We start from the raw sequence: 23,330 nt of genomic DNA, 5'->3' as shown, positions 1-23,330 counted from the left end.
CAGCCTGAATTTTAACAGGGTCGAGTGGCCGAGTGGCTAGGCAGAGGTCTGCAAAACCTCCTACAGCGGTTCGAATCCGCTCTCGACCTCCAGATTTTTATAAATTAAAGAAATAGACATGGCAGTTACCAGATTAAAAAGAAAAGACAGAAGAAATAAAACTTTCGCAAAGTTAGATGTGAAAAACTTGAAACTTGCTACTAACATTGAACTAGGTAGCCGTTCAAGACAGTCTACTAAAGATCAATTGGCTAAAAACAATGCAATTTTAGCTCAACTTACTGCAAAAGCATAAGTTAAAATCTTTTAAAAAAATTAAACACCTCTGATCACAGAGGTGTTTTTTTATGCCTTAAATTTGCCTGTATCGAACCGTCCCAGATTCACTCCTGGCTCTAAATCATTTCGGAGCTTCTTTATACTGAGTGCACCATGACTGCACTATGAGTGCACGATGAGTGCACGTTTCACCTGGAAAAAGGTGCACTCATGGCACATTCATGCTACAAGCAATGTGCTGTCAACACAAATGCGTTCAGAAGCAGACCACACCTGATGGCGAGCTCTTTAATAATCAGAAAATTAAAACTAAGCTGTTTTTACCAGCTCTTTGCAGATCCTCTTAATAATGCCAGGCCCCTCGTAGATGAAGCCCGTATACAACTGAACCAGTGAAGCACCGGCTTCCATTTTATCGATTGCATCCTGAGGAGAATGAATACCCCCAACTCCTATAATAGGGAACGCTTTGCCTGATTTCTCTGAGAGGTAACGGATCACTTCGGTAGAACGTACAGTCAGTGGCTTACCACTTAGACCACCTGCCTCGTTTTTTACAACTTCCGTAGCAGAAAGGCTGCTCCTATCAATAGTGGTATTTGTAGCGATAACACCTGCAATACCCGTTTCAAGTACAATTTCAACAATATCATCCAATTGTTCATCGGTTAGATCGGGTGCAATTTTTAAAAGAATCGGCCTTGAAATGCTGTTTTTAGAATTGCGCTGCTGCAAAGTATTTAAAAGTTCCATCAGAGGTTCTTTTTCCTGCAACGCCCTTAAACCCGGTGTATTCGGAGAACTTACATTGACCACAAAATAATCTACTACATCAAAAAGTCTGTCAAAACATTTGATGTAGTCACTCACCGCATCTTCATTTGGAGTATTCTTGTTCTTACCTATATTTCCACCGATTACAATATCTGAGTTTTTAGATTTTAGCAAACGTAATCTTTCCGCAAGCGTGTCCACACCTTTATTGTTAAAACCCATCCTGTTGATGATGGCACTATCTTCTTCCAGGCGGAACATTCTGGGTTTATCATTTCCCGGCTGGGGTAATGGTGTAACCGTCCCAACCTCTATGAAGCCAAACCCAAGATCACTCAAGGCCTCTATGTACTCTCCATTCTTATCAAATCCGGCAGCCAGACCTACAGGATTCTTAAATTTAACCCCAAATACCTCCCGTTCTAATCCCTTGATATTTATATCAAAACTTCCGCGAAGGAGAGTTTGTCCCAATGGAAAGTGATCATGAAACCATTTCAACCTTTTCACTACGAAATAGTGCACTTTTTCCGGGTCGAATTTGAAGAATATAGGCTTAATTAGACGGTACATGATGCAAATATATATATAACAAAATAATTTCAAGATGCTCAAATGGTTAATAATAAAAATAGCCCTTAAAGTTGTATTTTTGCAGCCAAATGATTTCAATAAACGACTTAACTTTCTTAATAGGTGCCAGAGCGCTGTATGATGAAGCAAACTGGCATATAAAACCAGGTGACAGGGTTGGACTGATTGGTGCCAACGGAACCGGAAAATCCACTTTATTAAAAATAATTGTTGGGGAATACGCCCCTTCGTCAGGAACTATTTCTATGTCTAAGGACTTAAAAATTGGTTACCTGAACCAGGATTTATTATCTTATGATTCTCACCATAGTATTTTACATGTGGCAATGGAGGCTTTTGAGCGCCAAAACCAGTTACATGATGAGATTGAGGACTTATTAAAGAAAATTGAAACTGATTATTCTGAAGAGGTTTTAAATAAGCTGAGCGACAAGCAACAGGAATTTGAAGCTTTAGATGGCTATAATATTGAATATAGAGCTAACGAGATTCTTGCAGGTCTTGGGTTCAGCACAGAAGACCAGTTAAGACCACTGAACACTTTTTCAGGGGGATGGCGTATGCGTGTAATGCTGGCCAAGATCCTACTGCAAACACCTGATATCCTTTTACTGGATGAGCCTACCAACCACATGGATTTACCTTCCATCAAATGGCTGGAATCTTATCTTGTAGGCTTTGAAGGTGCTATTGTGATCGTTTCCCATGATAGGTATTTCCTGGATAAAGTAGTAAATAAAACTGTAGAATCGCGCAAAGGAAAGCTGACTTCTTATGCAGGTAATTATTCTTTTTACCTGGAAGAGAAAGCGCTGCGCGGAGAAATACAGAAAGGCGAATTTAAAAATCAGCAGGCCAAGATCAAGCAGGAAGAACGTCTTATCGAACGTTTTAAAGCCAAAGCATCAAAAGCCAAAATGGCTCAGTCCAGAATGAAAGCGCTGGATAAAATGGAGCGTGTGGAAGATGTGGATGATGACAACCCTACTGTAAATTTCCAGTTTAAATTTTCTAAGCCATCCGGTCGTCATGTAATAAGAATTGAAGGGGCTTCAAAAAGCTATCCGAATATAGACATACTTCACAATGCTGAAGGTGTAATTGAAAAAGGTGATAAAATCGCCCTGATCGGTGCCAATGGTAAGGGTAAATCTACTTTGTTAAGAATCATTGCCGGCACTGAGGGTTTCCAGGGCAAATGTGAGACCGGACATAATGTAACTACGACATTCTTTGCTCAGCACCAGCTGGAATCTCTGCACCTGGACAATACCATCCTGGAAGAATTACAGGCTTTTGCACCTAAACATACAGACACAGAAATACGTGGTATATTGGGCTGCTTCCTCTTTACGGGAGATGATGTATTTAAAAAGATCCGCGTACTCTCAGGGGGTGAAAAATCGCGGGTTGCACTGGCAAAATCCCTGACTACAGACTCAAACTTCCTGATTCTCGATGAGCCTACGAATCACCTGGACATCCAGTCGGTGAACATTCTGATCCAGGCGTTGCAGCAATATGAGGGAACTTTCATTTCCGTGTCTCACGACAGGTATTTCCTGGATAATGTAGCCAATAAGATCTGGTTCATTGAAGACCAAAACATCAAGGAATATCCCGGAACCTATGCTGAATACGAAGAGTGGAACAGCAAAAGACCGCCTGCAAAGCCATCCAGCATTCCTGTAAGGCCAGACAAAGAAGTAAAACCAAAGGTTGAAGAAAAAGAGAAAGCTGCACCTAATACCCAGCAGCAACTCAAAAAGTTAAATGATCAGCTAAAGAAGATTGAAGCTGATATTACTGCATTGGAAACAAATGTTAAAACCATAGAAGCAGAAATTGCGGATGAATCCGTATATTCAGATGCCGGTAAATTGGCAGATGCCAATAAAAAGTACCTGACAGCCAAACACGAACTTGATGCTGCTCAGAATACTTGGGAGGATCTGGCATCAGATATTATGGAATTAGAAGGTAAATGACAAAAATAAAAGGGCTATTCTTTTTATTGTTTTTAAGCACACAAATTGCTGCTGCCCAAACACAGCAGCAATTTGTGTATGACAACGTGGTGTATCAGCCTCAGATAAAAACAGTCCAATGCTACAATTCACAAAAAGAACAGTCCATTCCTGTCATCACATTAAAATCAGCTGAACAGCTTATATTTTCTTTTGATGACCTCAATGCGGGAAGCAAAGTTTACTGGTATACGATCGAACATTGTACTTCCGATTGGAAATCTTCCCGTCTATCTCAGCTGGATTATCTCGAAAGCATGCCGGAAGACAGGATCACAGATTACAAGTATTCATTCGGAACCATTCAGAAATACACCCATTACGGACTTACAATACCAAATAATCAGATCAGGCCGAAGATCTCGGGCAATTACCTGCTAAAGGTTTATGAGGATGGCAATCAGCAAAAGCCGGTGATCTCACAGCGTTTTTATGTTGTAGAAAACATGGTCAATATCGGTATTGAAGTGGTCGCAAGTAACCAGGTAACATCCAGGTTCAGCAATCAGAAGATCAACTTTACGGTCAATCATAAAATTAACATTCAGAATCCTTACAATGACCTGAAAGCGGTAGTGATGCAAAACGGCAACCCACAGACTGCAATAACGAATACAAAGCCTACCTTCATCCGCCCAACTTCATTGGTTTACAATGAGCTGAACAGTAATGATTTTCCCGCCGGAAATGAATTCAGGAAGTTCGATATCCGCAGCTTACGCTATAAGGGAGAGAATATACAGGATATCTTGAAACAGGATACCGCTACAAACGTGATCCTTTTCCAGGATGTGAATACGAGTAAAGCAAAATACAGCAACCTGGTAGATGAGAATGGTAGTTTTTATATCCGAAATCAGGAAGGGCGTGACGACCGTACAGAAAGTGACTATGCAAATATCGCGTTTACGCTTAATGCCGTTCCCCCTACCGCCAGCGGTGATGTTTATATAACGGGCCGATTTAACAACTATACTTTAAACCCATCGAGCAAACTCACTTTTGATTCTTCCAGAAAGCGCTTCTATGGCAATATAAAACTGAAACAGGGTCTATACGACTATAAATATGTATGGCTGAATAAGGAAACGGGAAAAATTGATCAAACAATTTTCGAAGGGTCTTTCTTTGAAACGGCCAATACTTATCAGGTTTTTGCTTATTACAAAAAACCTGGTTCCAGATGGGAGGAACTGATCGGATATGGTCAGATGAATACATTAAAGCGATAATCTTTTAAAGTTCTCATATTGATGCGCTCAACCGGAAATACAAAAAAAATAGTTCATCACTTTTTAATCTTACTTCTGGTGCTAATCAGCCCCGGCCTGTATGCTCAGATCGCAGATTCCATTCAGCCACTACCTGTAAAGAGTTTCTGGAAAAGCGATCTTGTCAAAAAGTCTACCGTCCCTGCTATTCTTTTTGGCTCGACGGCACTTGTATGGTCAAAACGGGAGGACATTAGAGAAGTAAGGAACCGGTATATACCAACCTTCCGTTACCATTATGACGATTACCTGCAGTACGCACCCGCAGCTACTGTAATTGCCTTGAATTCATTTGGCATAAAAGGCAGGCACAGCCCTGCCCGTACATTTGTTTCTTATGCTTTTTCGCTGGGCATTATGGGAGCTATGGTAAATGGAATAAAATATACTTCCAAAGTACAGCGGCCTGATGCATCATCAAAAAACTCTTTCCCTTCTGGACATACTGCCTCTGCGTTCATGAATGCGACAGTACTGCATAAGGAGTATGGTCAGTACAGACATGAGCTTTATAGTGTAGCCGGTTACGGTATGGCTACAGCAACTGCACTTGGGCGTGGATTAAACAACAGGCACTGGGTAACAGACGTACTTGCCGGCGCCGGGGTCGGCATCATCTCAACCGAACTGGGATACTTGCTGGCGGAGCAGATTTTCAGAGGTCATGAAATCAATGCTCCTTTAAGAAACAATCCGATTCCAATAGGAAATAACCCAAGTTTCATGGAAATCCACCTGGGATATGCCATGACCACCAGTAAACATCCGGCTTCAGAAGCAAAAGGATTGTTTACCACCAGGGGTTTTAACCTCGGACTTGAGGGAGCCTGGTTTATGAATAAGAATTTTGGCATCGGCGGCGAATTTGCATTTAGTGGCTTCCCTGTAAATTCAGACAATATTGTGCTTGATCCTGAACTTTCGGAGATCAGTACAGGAAATTACACACAGGCTTTCGGAGTAAGATACCTGCACGGGGGGCCTTATTTTAGTTTACCCTTGTCCCATAATTGGTTCGTGACCGGAAAAATAACCGGAGGTGTCTCTACAGGGAGTACCGGAAATGTGGTTTTACTTTTAGATGAACAACATGAAGCCGAGTTTCGCGTATCGGAATTGCCCTATATCAAGTACAAGCCACAGCCGACTCCAAGTTTTTCTGTCGGTGGTGGAATCCAAAAAAGGATTGGCAGGAATACAGCTATTAAAGCCTACTCTACGTATTTTCTATCTTCTCATAACTTTAAGATCAGTAAACTTCAGGATATTGACAACGATGGTCATTTCACCTACGAAGCCATGCCTGATAATTATTTTAAACTTAAACTCAACCACATTACGTTTGGCTTAGGCTTAACCGCGTTCATCTGGTAGGCCTGTGCTTTTCTGTTCGATTTTACTTACTTTTGCAGCAAGATGAGTATAAAAGTAAAAAGCCCTAAAGAGTCCTTTACCATTATGAATGAATTGGTATTACCAAACGATACCAACACTTTGAACAACTTAATGGGAGGCAGGCTGCTGCACTGGATGGATATTGCTGCGGCAATATCAGCGCAGAAACACTGCAACAGGATCGTCGTTACAGCTTCTGTAGACAACGTATCTTTTAAGCAGCCTATAAAACTCGGGGATGTAATTACCATTGAAGCTAAAGTAACGCGTGCCTTCAACACTTCTGTTGAAGTAAGACTGGACGTGTGGGCAGAAAATATTCCTTCAGGTAGCAGGGTAAAATCCAATGAGGCTTATTATACTTTCGTAGCGGTTGACCAAAGCGGCAGGACAATTCCTGTTCCGGAATTGAAAGCGGAGACTGCTGACGAAGTTGAGTTGTATGAAGGTGCATTACGCAGAAGGCAGTTGCGTTTGATATTAGGTGGAAAAATGGAGCCTAATGATGCGATTGAGCTCAAGGCTTTATTTTTCAAGGATTAAAAGTGCTCCACTTTTATTGTCTTGATGTACTTTTCAAGAAGCAAATATTTCTTTTCAAATTTTTCCGGATCCTGATTGATATAGAAATTGTGTTTTGTATTGACAACCTCAGATATAAAACCAATTAAAGCACCACTTGCTGTAGTGCATGCGGTTATGATTGCAGCAATTTTAAAAGTTTCAGTCGAGGCCTCGTCTTCGGGTTCAAGAGATACGAGTGCGGCGCCTATCACTACTCCTGTCAATGCCCCCGTACCAGCACCTTTTAATGTTGTCAGGCCTCTCTTTTTCACTTTTACCCTAACAATATCGTTCGCTTTAAAGATCAGGTAATTCCCTTTGTAATCCTGAATTGCCAATCCATCTTTACTTACTTTCTGAAGGATACCCTTTACAGTTTGCATGTGAGCAGATACTACTTTTACTTCGTAATCCTTGTCCTGAGCTTTTACCGCAACACCGGTAAAAACAATGATGAGCGCTAATACTATCCTTTTCATTTAGCTCCCCATTTCCAGAATTTTATCGAATTCTTCAGCTTTTAAAGGCATCACAGATAAACGCCCTTGTCTGACAAGAGAAATATCCTTTAAGCTCTCTTCTGCCTTGATTTGCTCCAGACTGACCGGATTTTTCAGAGATTCTACAGGAGCAATATCTACGACAACCCAGTTCGCATCATCTGTAGTTGGGTCCTGATAAAACTCTTTTACAACTTTAGCGATCCCTACTACGTTCTTTCCTTCATTGCTATGGTAAAAAAGAACCAGGTCACCTTCTTTCATTTCTTTCAGGTTATTACGTGCCTGATAATTGCGTACCCCATCCCAGAATGTTCTGCCATCTTTATTGAATTTTTCCCAGCTGTATTTAAAAGGTTCTGATTTTACTAACCAATGGTTCATGTTCTTTCTATATTAATTTTTAAGGTCGGGTTTAAGTTCAATCTTCGCAGCCCTTTCTTTATAACTGCATCAAATCTAAGAAATCAGGGAGAATTAGAAAGTATATAATTGTATATTGGTGCTGCCAAATAGATCCAAAGGAACGGTCAACCAAACAAGATGAACATTTACAATAACTACAGTGAAAAACAATTGCTGGGTCTTCTTATTGAGGGTGATGCAAATGCGTTGAGTGATCTGTATTATTTACATGTTAAACAGTTGAAATATTTTGTACAAAGAACAGCCAAATCTGCTGCACTTACCGAGGATGTTGTACATGATACCTTTATTAAGGTTTGGGAAAGCAGACACAAGATAGATTGCGAACAACCCTTTAAACCTTATTTATACACGATTGCCAGGAGACATCTCCTTAATCTTCTAAAAAGGGCACAACACGAAGTCAGCATACTTGAAGAGATTAAACAAAATGTGGTACATGAGGAAAACTCAACTGAACTCCTCATCGACTATACAGAAAGCAGCGCCATATTTATCGAGGCCATTAACCGGCTCCCTGAACAAAGGAAAGAAGTATTTATCCGTTGCCGGATACAGGGATTGACCTACAAACAAGCCGCAGCAGAACTCGGCATTTCGGAAAGCACTGTCAACAACCAGATGGTTAAAGCATTTAAAAGTATCAGGAGCTTTATTGCCTTTCGAACGGCCGTTCTGATACTATTAGCCACAGTAGTAAAATAATTTTATTTCAGGATAGATGTATTGTCGCTCCCATTTGTATTAGTTACAAAAGGAGGGAAAATTGGACAACGAAATCATAAAACTGATTATAAAATATTTAAATAATCAATGCAGTAAAGATGAACTTGAGAAAGTACTCGGAATCATTGAAACCGGGATTCATCAGGACGAATGGGAATTCGTACTCACTGAAGAAGCCTCCACCCTGGCAAATAGTAACCGGGGATCAGAAATGCCTGTCCATGAAACTACGGCATGGTATAAAAAGATACAAGATACTATTGCAGAAAGAAGCAGCAAAACGGTTTCATTACCGAGAAGAAATTCTTACTGGAAAAAAATCGCTGCTGCAGCAATTATACTGATCACTTTAAGTGTAGGATCATTTTATTACTTTTCCAGACCATCTATATCTCCGACTTTAGCGAATGATATTGCACCTGGAGGAAACCGCGCCATACTTACCCTGGCTAATGGAAAGAAAGTGATCCTTACCGATGCTAAAAATGGCGAACTGGCAACCCAATCAGATGTGGTCATCACCAAGCTGGCCGATGGAAAAATTGTCTATTCAGTAAAATCAGGCAAACCAACTGATTCAAAACCCAATACTGTGGAAACACCAAAAGGTGGGCAGTATGAGGTGATTTTACCAGACGGCACAAGCGTATTGCTGAATGCTGCTTCCGAGCTGACCTTCCCAACCTCTTTTGCTCATGCTAAAGAGAGAAGGGTAAAGCTGAAAGGAGAAGCCTATTTTATGGTTTCGAAAGTAACGGTCAAGGGAAAAACAGCGAAAACGAGGATGCCCTTTATTGTTGTAACCGACAGGGCTGAAATCGAAGTTCTGGGAACGCATTTTAACATCAACAGCTATGCAGACGAGCCTGTCAGCAAAACCACGCTTGTAGAAGGATCTGTCGCTGTTAGAGGATCTGGATTTACCAAAATCCTAACTCCCGGGAATCAGGCAACAATTGGAACTGGAGGCCTGACAGTTACGGAAGCAAATATTGATGAAGTACTGGCCTGGAAAAACGGGTATTTTATTTTCGACAGTGAAGATATAGAATCAGTAATGCGGAGGATTTCGAGGTGGTACGATGTAGATGTTATTTATGAAGGCAAAATCCCGAACGACCGGTTCGGAGGTACTGTGAGCCGTTTCAGCAATGTCTCGAAGGTCTTGAGCAAATTAGAATTAACCAATAAGGTGCACTTTAGAATTGAAGAAAGGAGGATTATAGTTACGAGATAAGTACTTATTTATCTGATGTAATCCTGAAAAACAAAAAGCCAGAAGTGCTTGCAACACAACTGGCCAATGCCATGATTACTCAGTCAACAAAACTTGCGATTCAATCAACTTTAACTCGCGGGCGACCACTGATCCTTGAGGACCAGGATTACCTGCAAATAACCAGACTAACAAATGTATAAAAATTATGCTAATGAACTTGGCGTGCCCAAAAGGTATGTCGATAAACTACTGCTGATTATGCGATTAACCACCGTAATATTAATAGCAACCATAATGCAGGTCAGTGCAGCGGGTTTCGCACAAAGGATTACCCTTTCCAAAAAGAAGGCGACCCTGAAAAGTATTTTTAAAGAAATACGAAAACAAAGTAATTACGATTTTATCTATACTGATGAGCTGTTACAAAATGCAAAAACGGTAGATATCAATGTAAACCAGGCGCTACTGGATGATGTACTGAACAAGATATTTATAGGGCAGCCTCTGTCTTATACCATCGAAGACCGTACTGTTGTGCTGAGGGAGAAATCGGATGTTCCGCTGAAGGTAAGAGTAGCAGAGCGTGCAGCAGACATACGCGGTCGCGTAGTTGATGCTCAGGGAAAGGGAATACCTGGTGTAACCATAAGAATAAAAGGAGAAACTGGAGGTGCTACAACAAATAGTAATGGCGACTTCAGCATCGCAGCTACCTCTACAAATGCCGTTTTGGTCTTTTCTTATACCGGTTTTATCACACAGGAGATCCCGGTAAACGGACAAACTACTTTGAATGTCACACTTCAGGAGGCTGTAGATGAACTATCCGAAGTGCTCGTAGTCGGCTATGGAACCCAAAAGAAAATCACGGTAACAGGATCTATCAGCTCTGTAAATATGGCAGATATGAGAACGCCTGTAGCCAGTCTTTCCAACGCACTGGCAGGAAAAGTGGCGGGTATCATTTCTATGCAATCGAGCGGCGAACCGGGATACGATAACTCTCAGTTCACCATTCGCGGATTGGGAACTTTTACCGGAAATACTTCTCCCCTGATCATTGTCGACGGTGTACAGCGCGATGATGTAAATAGTGCATTCGGCGGATCTTTCAACAATATAGACCCTGAGGATGTTTCCAGCATTTCCCTACTTAAAGATGCTTCATCAACTGCAATGTATGGTGCAAAAGGCGCTAATGGGGTACTCATCATTACCACAAAAAGAGGAACGGCAGGAAAACCTAAAGTCTCTCTAAAGGCAGAAACCGGATTAACAGGTTTTACAGAAAAGCCTGAAATGCTGAACGGCATTCAATATATGCAATTGTTAAATGAGGCCAGAACCAATATGGGACTGCTGCCTAATTTTTCTGATGAACAGATACAAAAAACAGCCAGCGGTCTGGATCCTTACATGTATCCGAATGTAAACTGGATCGACGAGATTTATAAAGACCAGTCGACCATAACCAATGCGAACTTAAATATCAACGGCGGTACAGAAACCGTACGTTATTATATTTCAAGCTCTTTTTACAACCAAACGGGACCTTACAAAGTGGAGAAGTTAAATGGTTACAATCCCAATCTTAACTTTAAACGCTATGATTTTAGAAGTAATATTGATGTCAATGTAACCAGAAGTACACTTTTACAACTGAACATTGGTGCCATGCTCGTAAATGCACGTTATCCCGGCATCGGAGCAGGTAGTCTATGGTACCAGGCCTATGCAACAACACCTGTTGCTTTTCCAACAAAATATCCGGATGGTAAATGGGCAGGACCAATCCCCAGCGGAGGAAGCAACCCTTTAAATGCGGTACAAAACAATGGCTATTCTGATGAATTCAGACCTGCCGTACAATCTGTTTTTACGGTGACCCAAAGGCTGGATGCATTGACACCCGGACTATCTTCTTATGCGAGGTTCTCTTTTGACAGTTATGGCGATTTCAACAACAGAAGAACTGGCCTTAACGATAACTGGCAAGCAATAGGCCGTGATGGTAATGGACAATTGCTGTTTACACAAACCAGGATTGGCCAGCAGTTTTTAGGTTATCAGCAGGGCTCAGATGGTGAAAGGATCATGTATCTGGAAGGAAATGTCAATTATGACCGTACTTTCAGCAACCATCGTGTAGGTGGTATGTTTTTATACAACATGCGAAACAGGCTAAAAAGCACTGCTGGTGACGTGATCAATGCCATACCATTCCGTAATCAGAGTCTGGCAGGAAGGATTACCTACGGTTATATGGACAAATACCTCCTGGAAGTGAATGCCGGTTATACGGGTTCTGAGAATTTTCAAAAAGGAAGTAAATTTGGATTTTTCCCTTCTATTTCAGCGGGTTGGGTAATTTCCAATGAACAATTCTTTAAGCCACTGACAAATACATTCAGTTTATTAAAACTGAGAGGCTCTTACGGCGTTGTCGGTAACGATAATATTGGTCAAAATTATAGATTCCCTTATCTGACACAGATAGGAAATGGTTCAAGTACCGGATTTGGTTTAAATGGAACCTGGTACCCCGGCTTAACCGAAAACTTGCTGGGCATAGAAAACCTGACCTGGGAAAAATCATTCAAAGGCGGCATAGGTCTGGAAATAGGCCTGTTCAACAAATTGAACCTTATTTTTGATGCATTTGATGAAAGACGTAAGAACATTCTGATCTTGCGTGAGTCTATTTCTTCCATCGTCGGACTGGGCTCAACTTTAGTGTTTGCCAATCTTGGTGAGATGAATAACCGGGGTATGGATGCCAGCATTGAATACAATGATCAGATTGGTAAAGTAGGCCTGAGGGTATTTGGAAATGTGACCTACAGCAAAAATAAAATCATTTTTGCAGATGAGCCGGTAAGAAAGTACGCCTATCAAAATCAGGCTGGCTTTGCCTCTAATGAGTTTTTTGGCTATATAGCCGACGGTTATTATACAGATCAGAATGACATCGATTCTCGTCCGGAGCAAAAATTTGGCGTAGTCAGGCCTGGCGACATCCGCTATCTGGATCAGAATGGCGACAACGTAATTGACGCCTATGATGCGAGAAGGTTGGGAAAATCCCCTTTTCCTTCGTGGTTATATGGTGCAGGATTTTCCGTAGCCTTTAAAAAATTCGACTTATCACTTTTCTTTCAGGGAGTTGCTGATGTCGGTATTATGGCAAATGGCTCACTCATTCGCGGGAATGGTGCGGGTGTAGACGGAGTTGGTGTAGTACCGTTCTCTGGCCTTGGACAATACCAGAACAATACCATGGCACAGGTACTGGACAGGTGGACAATAGAAAATCCTCGTCAGGATGCCTATTATCCCCGCCTATCAGTGGCAGGCCTGGCAGATAACAATTACCTGAACAGTACACACTGGCTTAAAGACGGTTCGTATGTGCGCTTAAAACAGGCTTCTCTTGGTTATACACTTAGCTCGGACAAGTTGAAAAAAGCACGCATTCCTGTACTGTATTTCTATGCATCAGGACAAAACCTGCTGACCTTCAGCAAATTCAAATTATGGGATCCTGAACTGGGATCCAATGGTGCAAAATATCCCATAACCAGGATGATGACTTTTGGAATGAGGGCTCAGTTTTAATTACCATTTAATAATGACTAAGATGAATAACATATTTAAAAATATTCTTGCAGGCGGCATGGCATTGTGCTTACTAATGTCTGTACCAGGTTGTAAATATTTGGATGTAGCACCTGATAACCTGTTGACCTCCGACATGCTTTGGGACACCAGGGCAAATGCAGAGGGCTACCTGAATCAGGTATATGCACGCGTGAGTATCCCTGCTGATGACTATACGATGCTGGGCGGAAGCGATGAAACTTCATGTAGTATTCAGGGGGTGGCCGTGAGACAAATGGCCTCAGGCAACTGGAATGCACAAAGCGACCATTGGTATTATTGGGCACAAAACTATGCGGGCATTAGACAAAGTATAGTATTTGAGCAAAACATAGACAAGATGTCTGATGCTATAATCGGTCCGGATCTTAAAAAACAATATAAGGCCGAAGCCCTCTTTTTAAGGGGCTGGTTTTACTGGAAGCTGCTCCGACAATACGGTCCATTTGTTAAGGTTATATCGCAGCTAAGCCTCAATGAAGATTACAACAAATACCCTCGTGCATCTTTTGACGAATGTGTGGATCACATCAATGAGCTACTGGATGCGGCGGCAACTGATTTACCGCCAAGCTGGGCTTCATCATCTAATTACGGCAGAGCAAACAAGGCTTCCTGCCTGGCCGTAAAATCCCAGTTGGCTTTATGGGCCGCCAGTCCCTTATGGAATGGAAATCCAAAATTTGCAGGCTTTAAAAATAATGATGGAAAAGCGCTGGCTCCGTTACAATATGATGTAAATAAGTGGAGGGCTGCTGCCAATGCAGCCAAAGCTGTGATAGATTTGCCAGGATATAGACTATTTACGAATCTGGATGAGGGTGACAGCCAGTTTGACCCTTACCTGTCGTTCCGTAATTTATTCCTGACCAACTGGAACACTGAAATCCTGTTTTCTACCAACATGGCGGGTTCATGGCAATGGGGACATGAGGTTCGTTGTGCTCCAAAACCAGCAGGATATGACATGCAGAATGCGACACAAAATGTAGTGGATGCATTTTACATGCGCAATGGCAGAACCATAGATGACCCACAGGCACAATATGTCGAATCCGGATTTGTACAAACCGATGATCCGGCAAACTGGGGTAAATCGAAAGATGGTGTAAACAGGGGCTATGTTAAAGGAAATGCCAATATGTACGCCAATCGTGAAGCCCGCTTTTACGTAAGTATCCAGTACAATGGCAAGCCTGTTTTACCGGCGCCAACACAGGACGATCGGAATTACTTTTCTTCTGATGCGAATAAAGACGGAACAGGAAGAGCTGAGTTCTACTATTCAGGAAAATCCGGAGTTGGTGTAAACAACAATAGTGACATTACGGGTTATGATGTACTTAAGAATGTAAGTCCGAATTCAAATATCAGAACAAGTGCCGTGGTTTACCGCCCTTTCATTCATCTTCGTCTGGCTGAAATGTACTTAAATTATGCTGAAGCCTTAAATGAAATTGAACCCAACCATCCGGATATTCTTAAGTATGTAAACCTCGTTAGACAACGCGCAGGAGTTCCGGATTTACAAACTGTTTATCCTTCTGCCATAGGAGATCAGGCTGAAATGAGAAAACGCATTCTTCACGAAAGACAGGTAGAGCTGGCATTTGAAGGCGATCGTTATTTTACATTGATCCGTAGGCTGATGATGAATGATCCTAAAATACAGACCATTTACCGCATGAACACCATCACCAATGATGGCAGCCAGGGATTTGCTTTTGCCGATTTTAACAAGCGTACACTGCTGCAAAATAGAGTCTGGGCTGATAAAATGTACCTGTTTCCCATCGCACAAAGTGATAGAGATAAGAATACCTCATTGGTACAAAATCCTGGCTGGTAAATAAAATCCACTATTTATTAATACGTATAAGATTATGAAAAGATATATACATGCCTGCATGTTCATCGTCCTGGTGTTTGTTGCAGGTTGCAAAAAGAATGAAGAAGGATTTAAACATGATGCTTCCTCTCCCATTACCATTGACCAGTTCATTCCTGAAAAAGGTAGTGGTGGTACTGAAATCCTGATCAACGGAAGTAATTTCACTACAGATACTTCCCAGATTAAGGTTACCCTTAATGGAAAGCCTCTAAAAATAATTGGTGTAAAAGGCAATCAACTGATGGCTGTAGTACCTAAGAGGGCCGGATCTGGCACCATTACCATAACGATTGGCGACAAAAGCGTAACCAGTAAGACTACCTTTTTCTACGAGTTCATGAGGACTGTAACGACGCTGGCTGGCTCTGGCGTGGCAGGGTTTGCAAATGGACAGGGTACCGACGCCAGTTTTAATTTTAGTGGGGAGTCCTGGTACCGTTGCAGTGGGATTGCCGTTGACGATAACCTGAATGTATACGTTACTGATGTCGGCAACCATTGCATCCGGAAAATTGACAAGGATGGAAATGTAACTACTTTTGCCGGCAACCCAAGTAGCGGAGGTTATGCCGATGGCAAGGGAACGGCAGCTAAATTCAGTATACCTTATGGCCTTACGATAGATCATCTCGGTAACTTGTATACTGCTGATCCTGGCAACTGGGACATCAGGAAAATAACACCGGATGGAACGGCTTCGATATATGCCTGGGCCAATGCAGAGCCATGGAATCTCGCATTCGACAGAAAGACAGGCAACATATTCTATTTCGCCTGCACCTCTCCTGCTACTGTTTACCAGGTTACACCTGAAGGGATAACCACCCAGTCTGTTACCGGGCTCAACTATCCTTCCGCAATAGCCTTCGACAACGCCGGCAATATGTTTGTAACCGTACATGGCGACCAGGTAGTTAAAAAGTTTCTTGCAGGCAGCTGGACAGGTGGTACTATTGCAGGTTCGGGTGCTCAGGGCTATCTGGACGGTCCGGCATCTACCGCTAAATTCTCATTGCCCTGGGGCATGTCTATCGATGCCTCCAATAATTTATATATAGCTGGAAATGGAGCAGCCGGTGGTGGTTATGGAAATGCTGATCAAAGTGTCCGCTATATAGATGGTACGAGTTACGAAGTGAGCACTTTTGCAGGGTCTGCTAATTCCGGCAATGTAAATGGTATTGGAAAAGCGGCTGCATTTAACGCTCCGGCAGGGGTTGCTGTCGACAAAAACGGAACTGTTTACGTGCTCGACAGGAACAATAACAGCATCCGAAAAATAGTATCCGAATAGTTATTTAGTTCATACACACAAATACAGCAGCAGATTGGGTGAATGTCTCCCTGGTCTGCTGCTTTAATACTGCCAAATATGAGTATATCAAAATTAGGCTACTTTAAACGTATCTTCCTATCCGGAATTTTCTTGTTCTCTTTTAGTATTCTGCATGCCTGCAGCAAAAAGAACAATTTGGCAGATGTGGATAGCGGACAGTCAGCTGCAGCTAAAGATATTTACGTCGCAATTGATGGATCCGATGCTAACAGCGGAATGATTGGATCTCCGGTAAATACAATTCAAAAAGCACTGGAAATGGTTATTCCAGGATTTACAGTGTATGTCAGGGCTGGCACTTACAAAGAGAAAGTAACGTTTCCTAAATCAGGAAGAAAGGATAAACTGATTACTTTAAAGCCCTACCAGGGAGAAAAAGCTATCATCAGTGGAGAAGGACTTTCTGTATCCGGAAGTGAGGCCCTCGTTACGCTGAACGGAGTAAGCTTTGTAGTGGTTGAAGGTCTTGATGTCTGCAATTTTAAAACAACTGCCGGACAGGTAAATGTAGATGGAATCGTAGTCAAAGGAGGTTCTACCAATATCACATTGCGAAAAAACCGTGTATATAACATTGAAAACAATGCCTCTGCTGAACAAGGCAGAAGCGGACATGGCATCCATGTTATTGGGAATACAGCAGTCGTGATGACCAAAATTCTGGTAGAAGAAAATGAGATATTTGACTGCAATACCGGCTACAGTGAGAACTTAACAATTAACGGTTACGTAGATGGTTTTGAGGTGAGGAAAAACAAGGTTTACAATGGTGAAAATATTGGCATTGTCGCTGCCGGTGGCTATGCAGCTAATGCAGATCCTGCTTTAAATTTTGTACGCAATGGTGTCATTGCCGATAATGAAGTGTTTAACCTGGACGGGAGAACCGGACCGATACCAGCTTTTAAAGATCACAATGGGGCAATAGGCATTTATGTCGACGGTGCCAGAAATATCATCGTAGAAAGAAATCTGGTAAAGGACTGTGGTCGTGGTATTGGAATCGTCAGCGAGACCAATAACTTCCCTACACAGGAATGCACCGTAAGGAATAACCTGGTATATAACTCCTCACTTGCCGGAATATACCTTGGTGGTTACATTGGCTATACCGGAGGTGGCACCAACAATTGCTATGTTGTGAACAATACCATTTTCCGCAACAATAAGGATCTTGGCTATTCAAACGAAGTAGAAGGAGAAATCAGGCTAACAGAAAACTGCAATAATAATGTGATCAATAACAACATCATTTATCCCAGAGCAGAAAGAGGTGTTTTCGTCAATAAACAAGTCACCGGAGGAACAAATAATACCATTGCGAATAACCTATACTATTCTGAAGGGTTAAACATCTGGCGTTGGGACAATGTCGCTTACACCGATTTTAATTTATGGAAAACGGCTTGTGGTGGAGATGCTGGCTCCACAGCAGGAACAGACCCGATGTTTGTAAATCCCGGCCTTTATGACCTGCATTTAAAACCCACATCCGTTGCAAAGCAGACAGGTAAAGTGATTTCCACAATAGTAAATGGTACAACGGATAAGGATGGCCAAACACGTATCGTAAATAATCTGATTAGCAAGGGCGCATATCAATAACAAAAGAGGCAGTTAATTTCTGCCTCTTTCATCTTCGTTTCCGGTTTGATGTCCTTTTGCCGTTTCTTTTTTAGAACCAAATCTATAATTAAGGCTCAGCTGTGCAAACCTGTTGATCTGAAAGTTTGTAAATTTCTGCCTCACTCCGTTTACGATGGTTGTTTTTGCCATGGCGCTGCTCCTAAATACATCATTGACATTAAATGTAATGCTAAGCTCCTTTTTAAAAGCACTAGCCGTTATACCCAGATCTAATTTATAATACGCATCTGTCCTGCTGATGTGGTCAATTTCCGGAAACTGATACCAGAAGTTGGCAGCAACACCGAATGTTTTATTTGTATTGAAGTACAGGGTATTACTGGAAGACATATATAAACCATAACCTTTTATACCCTTGAAACTGTTATTTTCTGTCTGTGCATTCGTGTAATAAAAGGTAACCTGATTGTTGTTGTCCAACAATTTAAATGTCTTTAACGAATAGCTCTCAGAGATTCCGTACCTGAAAGTTTTTAAAAAATTTATCGGTGTCGTATACACAAGATTTGTATCGGCGGAAGCAATCGTCACATAATTAAAGCCATTGCTGGTAATATTCAAAAACAGGGATGAGTTCAGGTTGCCTTTAAAAATATGTGAAAACTCCAGGTTATTATTGTATTCGGGCTGCAGATAAGGATTGCCCTGTCCGTAACTGTATTCAGTATATATAGATTTATAAGGATTCAGATTCCAAAATGACGGTCTGTTTATACGTTTTCCATAAGTAATGGAAAAACTATTGTCATCACCAGGCTGATAAGTAACCACTAGTGACGGGAAAAGCTTTAAATAATTAACATCTGTATTTTGACGGTTACTGAACGAATACCCACTTGTTTGTGTGAACTCTGCTCTAAGTCCGGCCTGGTATTTCCATTTGCCATAAGACCGGCTCAATGATCCATACAACGACTGTGTATTTTCTTTATAATCAAACTCATTGCTCAGGTTTGTATTATAGGCAAGACCACCGTCATTAGCTTTATCATAATAAAATGCGTTACTGTAATTGTCAATAAAGCTGAGTTTACCACCAAAAGCAAGAGAACCTATCGCCGTAGGTATTTCCATATCTGCTTTAAATGTATAAATATTGATATTCTGCTTATTCGTATCATAATAACGTTTTCTGCTCGACGGGTTTATTACGCCATCTGACCTATACACATTACTCTCAAAATCAGAAACGTCCGTCCTGTAGTAGTTATAATAATCGGCATTGAGCAGCAGTTTTTTTCCGGTTGTATCAAAACTGATAACGGAATGCATGTTAATTGAGTTACTTAAAGCTACCGGGTAGTAGGTTGCATAGGCTTTTAACGTAGAATCCAAACCGCCGTTATAATTGTAAACTGGGTTGTTTACGTGATCCGATCCGTCGTAGACATTTCTTCCTCCCAGATAGGTGATTCCGATGGTGGCTTTAGGACTAATGAGGTAATCTGCTCCGGCAATAAGATTAATATTATGATACTTATAATCACCTGTATCGCTTTGTTTCCAGATTTGACCAGGATAATAAATGTCTGTACGAAACCCTTCAAGGTGATGGTCTTCATCGAAATTAAGATTACCATAAACCGACAGCTTTTCTGAACTGTAATTGAGACTGGTATTGCCATTTAAGGCAAAGAAATTACTTGTACCATAAATGGTAGCTTTATCATGAATCCATCTCTTCGCATTAAACTGAACCGTTCCGGAATATCCCCTGGTCTTATTTTGTTTGGTAATGATATTTATAATCCCGGCATTTCCATCAGCTTCAAAACTTGCAGATGGATTCTTTATCAGCTCAATTTTTGAAATCTGGCTGGCTGACATGGATTTCAAATATCTGGTCAGGTCGATACCTGTAAGCTGTAAGAGTCTGCCATTCACCATGACCTTCAACTGCCCCCTGCCCGCACTGGTAATTTCATTATCTGACACCTTTATCCCCGGCACCTGTCCAACAGCCTGTAGCCCATCAGCACCCGTCGCCGTAATACTATTTGAAACATTGTACACTAATTTCTCGCCATTATTTACTACAGTAGTCGGATCAGCGCTGATGATCACTTCATTTAATTGGGTACTGCTTGTTTTCAGCGTAATTAGCAACGTAGTATCTTTTGAAAGGATGAGATCAGTCGTTTCACTTTGATAGCCGGCATAAGAAACCGTAAGGCTATATTTCCCTTTTTTAAGCTGGGAAACGGTAAAAGCACCATTTTGATCTGCTGCTACCGACACATTGCGCCCATCACCGCGCAATAGTAGTCCGGCTCCTGCAAGAGGAACCTGATTTTCTTTGTGTACTGTTCCGGTAAGTATGAGTTGGGCAAATAAACCTATGGGAATAAAGAAGGATAGAATAAGGAACGATAAGAATTTCAAAATGAATGTTTTTAAGGAATGGCTATTGTAAAAAGAGCACCATAAAAATTATTTATGGTGCTCCGCTTTAAAAGAATTAAATGTAATTAATCTTTAGATTTCAAGGCATTGTCAATGCGCTCAGATAAATCTTCAAGATGGTATTTGCTCAAACCAGATGCCGAAGGCGTTGCTGATTTTACAGATGCTAAAATTTCGCGTAATTGTCCTTTCACAACTGATACTACATCACTTTGTGATGATCCGCCACCAGATTGGCCCATCGAAAACCCTCCGCCTGTTGCTGCAGGTGCTGCTGCAGGTTTAACGATATTGATCAGTTTATCTACATAGTTTTTCTGCAGGTTACGACGGTATACATCGATCTGGACATTTGATTTCAATTCCGTAAAAATAGAATTATTCAGATCAGCAAAAAGATCCGTGATTTTATAGGCTGTTGCACCGTCAGCTGCCTCAGCTGAAATCAGTTTGTTCAATGTGGACATACTGGTCATTCGGGCAATTGTTGGCCCTTGAACTCTGCCAATCACGGTTACCGGATCCTCACCTATCACATCCATTAATGGCTGATCTAACAACCATGTAGGCGTGGTAAATAGGTTTTTACTTAAAAAGTCCATCGCTTCTTTCTGTGTTGCAGCCGCAGTACGTACATAAACAGGTCCTTTTTCTTCAATAGTTTTTGGTGAAGTGTAGATACCGCCTACATTTTTGCCGACATGCCCCATATAACGGCCAAATTGTCCAACAACTTCATTATATAAAGTTTTTGCATTTGAATAATCCTCATTGTCCTCTTTAGTATATACTAGAACGTTAGGAATCAATCGTTTTAAGTTTTTGATGCCGTATTCTGAAGCAAGCATCGCATTATCACCCAAATCTTCATTCTGGTTACGTGGATCATTCGGATCTGATTCTGTACCAAAAGTCAATCTTTTGTTCTCACCTATCCTTTTGATAATTGTTTTATTAGAATATGCTTCTTCCTCTGCTGCTGTTTTATACTGAGGAAGCCATTTATATGCCCATTCAATAGCCCACAAATCATAATCTCCTATTCTTGGGAATATGCCTTTTTCGGTAACTTTATCTTCTGGTTGTGCGACATAATTGAAACGTGCATAATCCATGATAGATGGTGTATGGCCATTTTTCTCTACCCATTGTTTGTCTCTCAGTTTTTCAACCGGAACTGTTGCAGACGACCCGAAATTGTGACGCAGACCTAAAGTATGACCTACTTCGTGTGAAGACACGAATCTGATCAATTCTCCCATTAGCTTGTCATCAAATTTCAGTTTCCTTGCTTTAGGATCAATTGCAGCAGCCTGAACCATATACCAGTTTCTAACCAGCTGCATGATATTGTGATACCAGTTTACGTGTGTCTCCAAAATCTCACCAGTTCTCGGATCGTGTACGTGTGGTCCACTTGCATTAGGAATATCCGAAGGTTTATATACAATCACATTGTGTCTCGCATCATCAATGCTCCAATCCGGATCATTCGGCGCCAGCTTGGCAACTATCGCATTTTTAAAACCGGCTTTTTCAAAAGCCACCTGCCAGTCATTCACACCTGCAATCAGATATGGTATCCATTTCTTAGGTGTCGCAGGATCGATATAATAAACAATTTGTTTTTGAGGCTCTACCAATTCACCTCTTTTGTATTTTTCTACATCTTCAGGTTTAGGCTCTAATCTCCATTTGGTGATCACAGCCTGGTTTTTTATACCTTGTGGATTTGCATCAAAGTCAACATAACCTGTTGCAAAGTATCCCACTCTCGGATCATAAAACCTTGGCTTCATAGGTTTGGCAGGAAGCAAAATCATCGAACTGTTCAACTCATAGGTAACAGGTGTAGAAGCCGGAGGAGCACCGCCGCCTCCCATTGCACCAGCACCCTGGCTTGGAGCCTTCATATAAGTTTTCAAAGTTCTGATTTCTATATTCAAAGGATAAGCTTTGATCTCTTTGACATACGAGCGATCACTCATTATACTTCCAATAGAAAGCGCTCTTTTAGCGCCCGCTTCAAAAAAGAAAATATCGTTATCACCATTCATATAATCTGTTACATCGATAACAGAACATTTTACCTTTGATGCTGAATCCTGGTAAGCTTTAACTTCAAATGAAGCTACCAGTGGCTGAATATTTGAATTTTTCAGTGATTTATACATTCCCTGATCGGTACTGTCTACAGAACGCTCACTGAAAGAAATTGCTTTAAGGAAAATTTTGTTTGCAGGCCCTTTCTCGAAACTGATTACGTTATCTCCGATATGGTCTCCACCGTATCCCATCATGGATGCACGGTTACCTGCAGCAGCTTTACTGATCCTGTTTACAGTTAAGATCTCCCTACCCAAAAGAGAATCAGGAATTTCAAAGAAATAGCGGTCTTCTACATTGTGAACTTTAAACAAACCATTGTCTGTCTTTGCTTTATTTGTGATCACCTGCTTATACGGCTTTGGTCCCGTTGCAGGTGCACCCGGACGGTTCATCGCATTGGGATTTGCAGGAGCGTTACCTGCAGGATTAGTAGGTCTGACCTGGGCGTCTGCATAAGATGCGGCAGCTACTCCAAGCATAGCTAAAAGTATAGTTTTCTTCATTATTGAATA

The 23,330-nt window shown here is 41.4% G+C and carries 16 protein-coding genes and 1 tRNA gene; 12 read left to right on the top strand and 5 right to left on the bottom strand.

Translation table 11 applies throughout. The annotated features are described in order from the left end of the window. Positions 1 to 18 precede the first annotated feature (18 nt). A tRNA-Cys gene (locus R2Q78_RS17945) sits at positions 19 to 92 on the top strand. Between the two features lie 26 nt (positions 93 to 118). Continuing rightward, entirely contained in the window at positions 119 to 295 is a 177-nt protein-coding gene (locus tag R2Q78_RS17940) for a spore protein (RefSeq protein ID WP_136837555.1), read from the top strand. Positions 296 to 588: 293 nt separating this feature from the next. On the opposite strand, the gene R2Q78_RS17935 is transcribed toward R2Q78_RS17940, so the two are convergent. After that, positions 589 to 1,626 (bottom strand): quinone-dependent dihydroorotate dehydrogenase, encoded by a 1,038-nt coding sequence (locus tag R2Q78_RS17935; protein ID WP_316793927.1) that lies wholly within the window; start codon positions 1,624 to 1,626, stop codon positions 589 to 591. 89 nt (positions 1,627 to 1,715) lie between these two features. Here R2Q78_RS17935 and R2Q78_RS17930 point away from each other — a divergent pair, with 89 nt between their 5' ends. From R2Q78_RS17930 to R2Q78_RS17915, 4 genes are all read left to right on the top strand, one after another. Beyond that, positions 1,716 to 3,635, top strand: a complete 1,920-nt coding sequence (locus tag R2Q78_RS17930) for an ABC-F family ATP-binding cassette domain-containing protein (RefSeq protein WP_316793926.1) — start codon at positions 1,716 to 1,718, stop codon at positions 3,633 to 3,635. Continuing rightward, the gene (locus R2Q78_RS17925; protein ID WP_316793925.1) at positions 3,632 to 4,906 is read left to right on the top strand and encodes a type IX secretion system plug protein domain-containing protein; all 1,275 of its coding nucleotides are present in this window, start codon (positions 3,632 to 3,634) and stop codon (positions 4,904 to 4,906) included. Before R2Q78_RS17930 ends, R2Q78_RS17925 begins: the two co-directional genes overlap by 4 nt. Before the next feature lie 78 nt (positions 4,907 to 4,984). Beyond that, positions 4,985 to 6,319: a phosphatase PAP2 family protein gene (locus R2Q78_RS17920; protein ID WP_316793924.1), complete on the top strand. Its 1,335-nt coding sequence runs from the start codon at positions 4,985 to 4,987 to the stop codon at positions 6,317 to 6,319. 42 nt (positions 6,320 to 6,361) lie between these two features. Further along, positions 6,362 to 6,883, top strand: a complete 522-nt coding sequence (locus R2Q78_RS17915) for an acyl-CoA thioesterase (protein WP_316793923.1) — start codon at positions 6,362 to 6,364, stop codon at positions 6,881 to 6,883. Here R2Q78_RS17915 and R2Q78_RS17910 read toward each other — a convergent pair. Then, positions 6,880 to 7,383 (bottom strand): hypothetical protein, encoded by a 504-nt coding sequence (locus R2Q78_RS17910; protein ID WP_316793922.1) that lies wholly within the window; start codon positions 7,381 to 7,383, stop codon positions 6,880 to 6,882. The two genes, R2Q78_RS17915 and R2Q78_RS17910, sit on opposite strands and share 4 nt — an antisense overlap. Further along, entirely contained in the window at positions 7,384 to 7,788 is a 405-nt protein-coding gene (locus R2Q78_RS17905; RefSeq protein ID WP_316793921.1) for an EVE domain-containing protein, read from the bottom strand. A gap of 159 nt (positions 7,789 to 7,947) precedes the next feature. Between R2Q78_RS17905 and R2Q78_RS17900 the strand changes: the two genes are divergently transcribed. The 6 genes from R2Q78_RS17900 (at position 7,948) to R2Q78_RS17875 (ending at position 18,264) form a co-directional block, all read left to right on the top strand. Then, positions 7,948 to 8,535 carry an RNA polymerase sigma-70 factor gene (locus R2Q78_RS17900; protein WP_316793920.1) on the top strand — a complete coding sequence of 196 codons (588 nt, stop codon included), beginning with the start codon at positions 7,948 to 7,950 and terminating at the stop codon, positions 8,533 to 8,535. A 61-nt stretch (positions 8,536 to 8,596) separates the two neighbouring features. Continuing rightward, on the top strand, positions 8,597 to 9,793 hold the full coding sequence (locus R2Q78_RS17895; RefSeq protein WP_316793919.1) for a FecR family protein: 1,197 nt from the start codon (positions 8,597 to 8,599) through the stop codon (positions 9,791 to 9,793). A 174-nt stretch (positions 9,794 to 9,967) separates the two neighbouring features. After that, positions 9,968 to 13,390 carry a TonB-dependent receptor gene (locus R2Q78_RS17890; RefSeq protein ID WP_316793918.1) on the top strand — a complete coding sequence of 1,141 codons (3,423 nt, stop codon included), beginning with the start codon at positions 9,968 to 9,970 and terminating at the stop codon, positions 13,388 to 13,390. Positions 13,391 to 13,412: 22 nt separating this feature from the next. Continuing rightward, positions 13,413 to 15,281 (top strand): RagB/SusD family nutrient uptake outer membrane protein, encoded by a 1,869-nt coding sequence (locus tag R2Q78_RS17885; protein ID WP_316793917.1) that lies wholly within the window; start codon positions 13,413 to 13,415, stop codon positions 15,279 to 15,281. Between the two features lie 34 nt (positions 15,282 to 15,315). Further along, on the top strand, positions 15,316 to 16,617 hold the full coding sequence (locus R2Q78_RS17880) for an IPT/TIG domain-containing protein (RefSeq protein WP_316793916.1): 1,302 nt from the start codon (positions 15,316 to 15,318) through the stop codon (positions 16,615 to 16,617). A gap of 78 nt (positions 16,618 to 16,695) precedes the next feature. Next, a complete protein-coding gene (locus tag R2Q78_RS17875; RefSeq protein WP_316793915.1) occupies positions 16,696 to 18,264 on the top strand; it encodes a right-handed parallel beta-helix repeat-containing protein in 1,569 nt (522 codons plus the stop codon). A gap of 12 nt (positions 18,265 to 18,276) precedes the next feature. Here R2Q78_RS17875 and R2Q78_RS17870 read toward each other — a convergent pair whose 3' ends face one another. Then, positions 18,277 to 20,688, bottom strand: a complete 2,412-nt coding sequence (locus tag R2Q78_RS17870; protein WP_316793914.1) for an outer membrane beta-barrel family protein — start codon at positions 20,686 to 20,688, stop codon at positions 18,277 to 18,279. 86 nt (positions 20,689 to 20,774) lie between these two features. Continuing rightward, positions 20,775 to 23,321 carry a zinc-dependent metalloprotease gene (locus R2Q78_RS17865; RefSeq protein ID WP_316793913.1) on the bottom strand — a complete coding sequence of 849 codons (2,547 nt, stop codon included), beginning with the start codon at positions 23,319 to 23,321 and terminating at the stop codon, positions 20,775 to 20,777. Positions 23,322 to 23,330 lie beyond the last annotated feature (9 nt).

Origin of the sequence: Pedobacter frigoris, assembly GCF_032678645.1 — a bacterium.
In the GTDB taxonomy this organism is placed as follows: Bacteria; Bacteroidota; Bacteroidia; order Sphingobacteriales; family Sphingobacteriaceae; genus Pedobacter; species Pedobacter frigoris_A.
The sequence above is the reverse complement of the archived record's forward strand: the minus strand, read 5'-3'. Positions and strand labels throughout refer to the sequence as shown.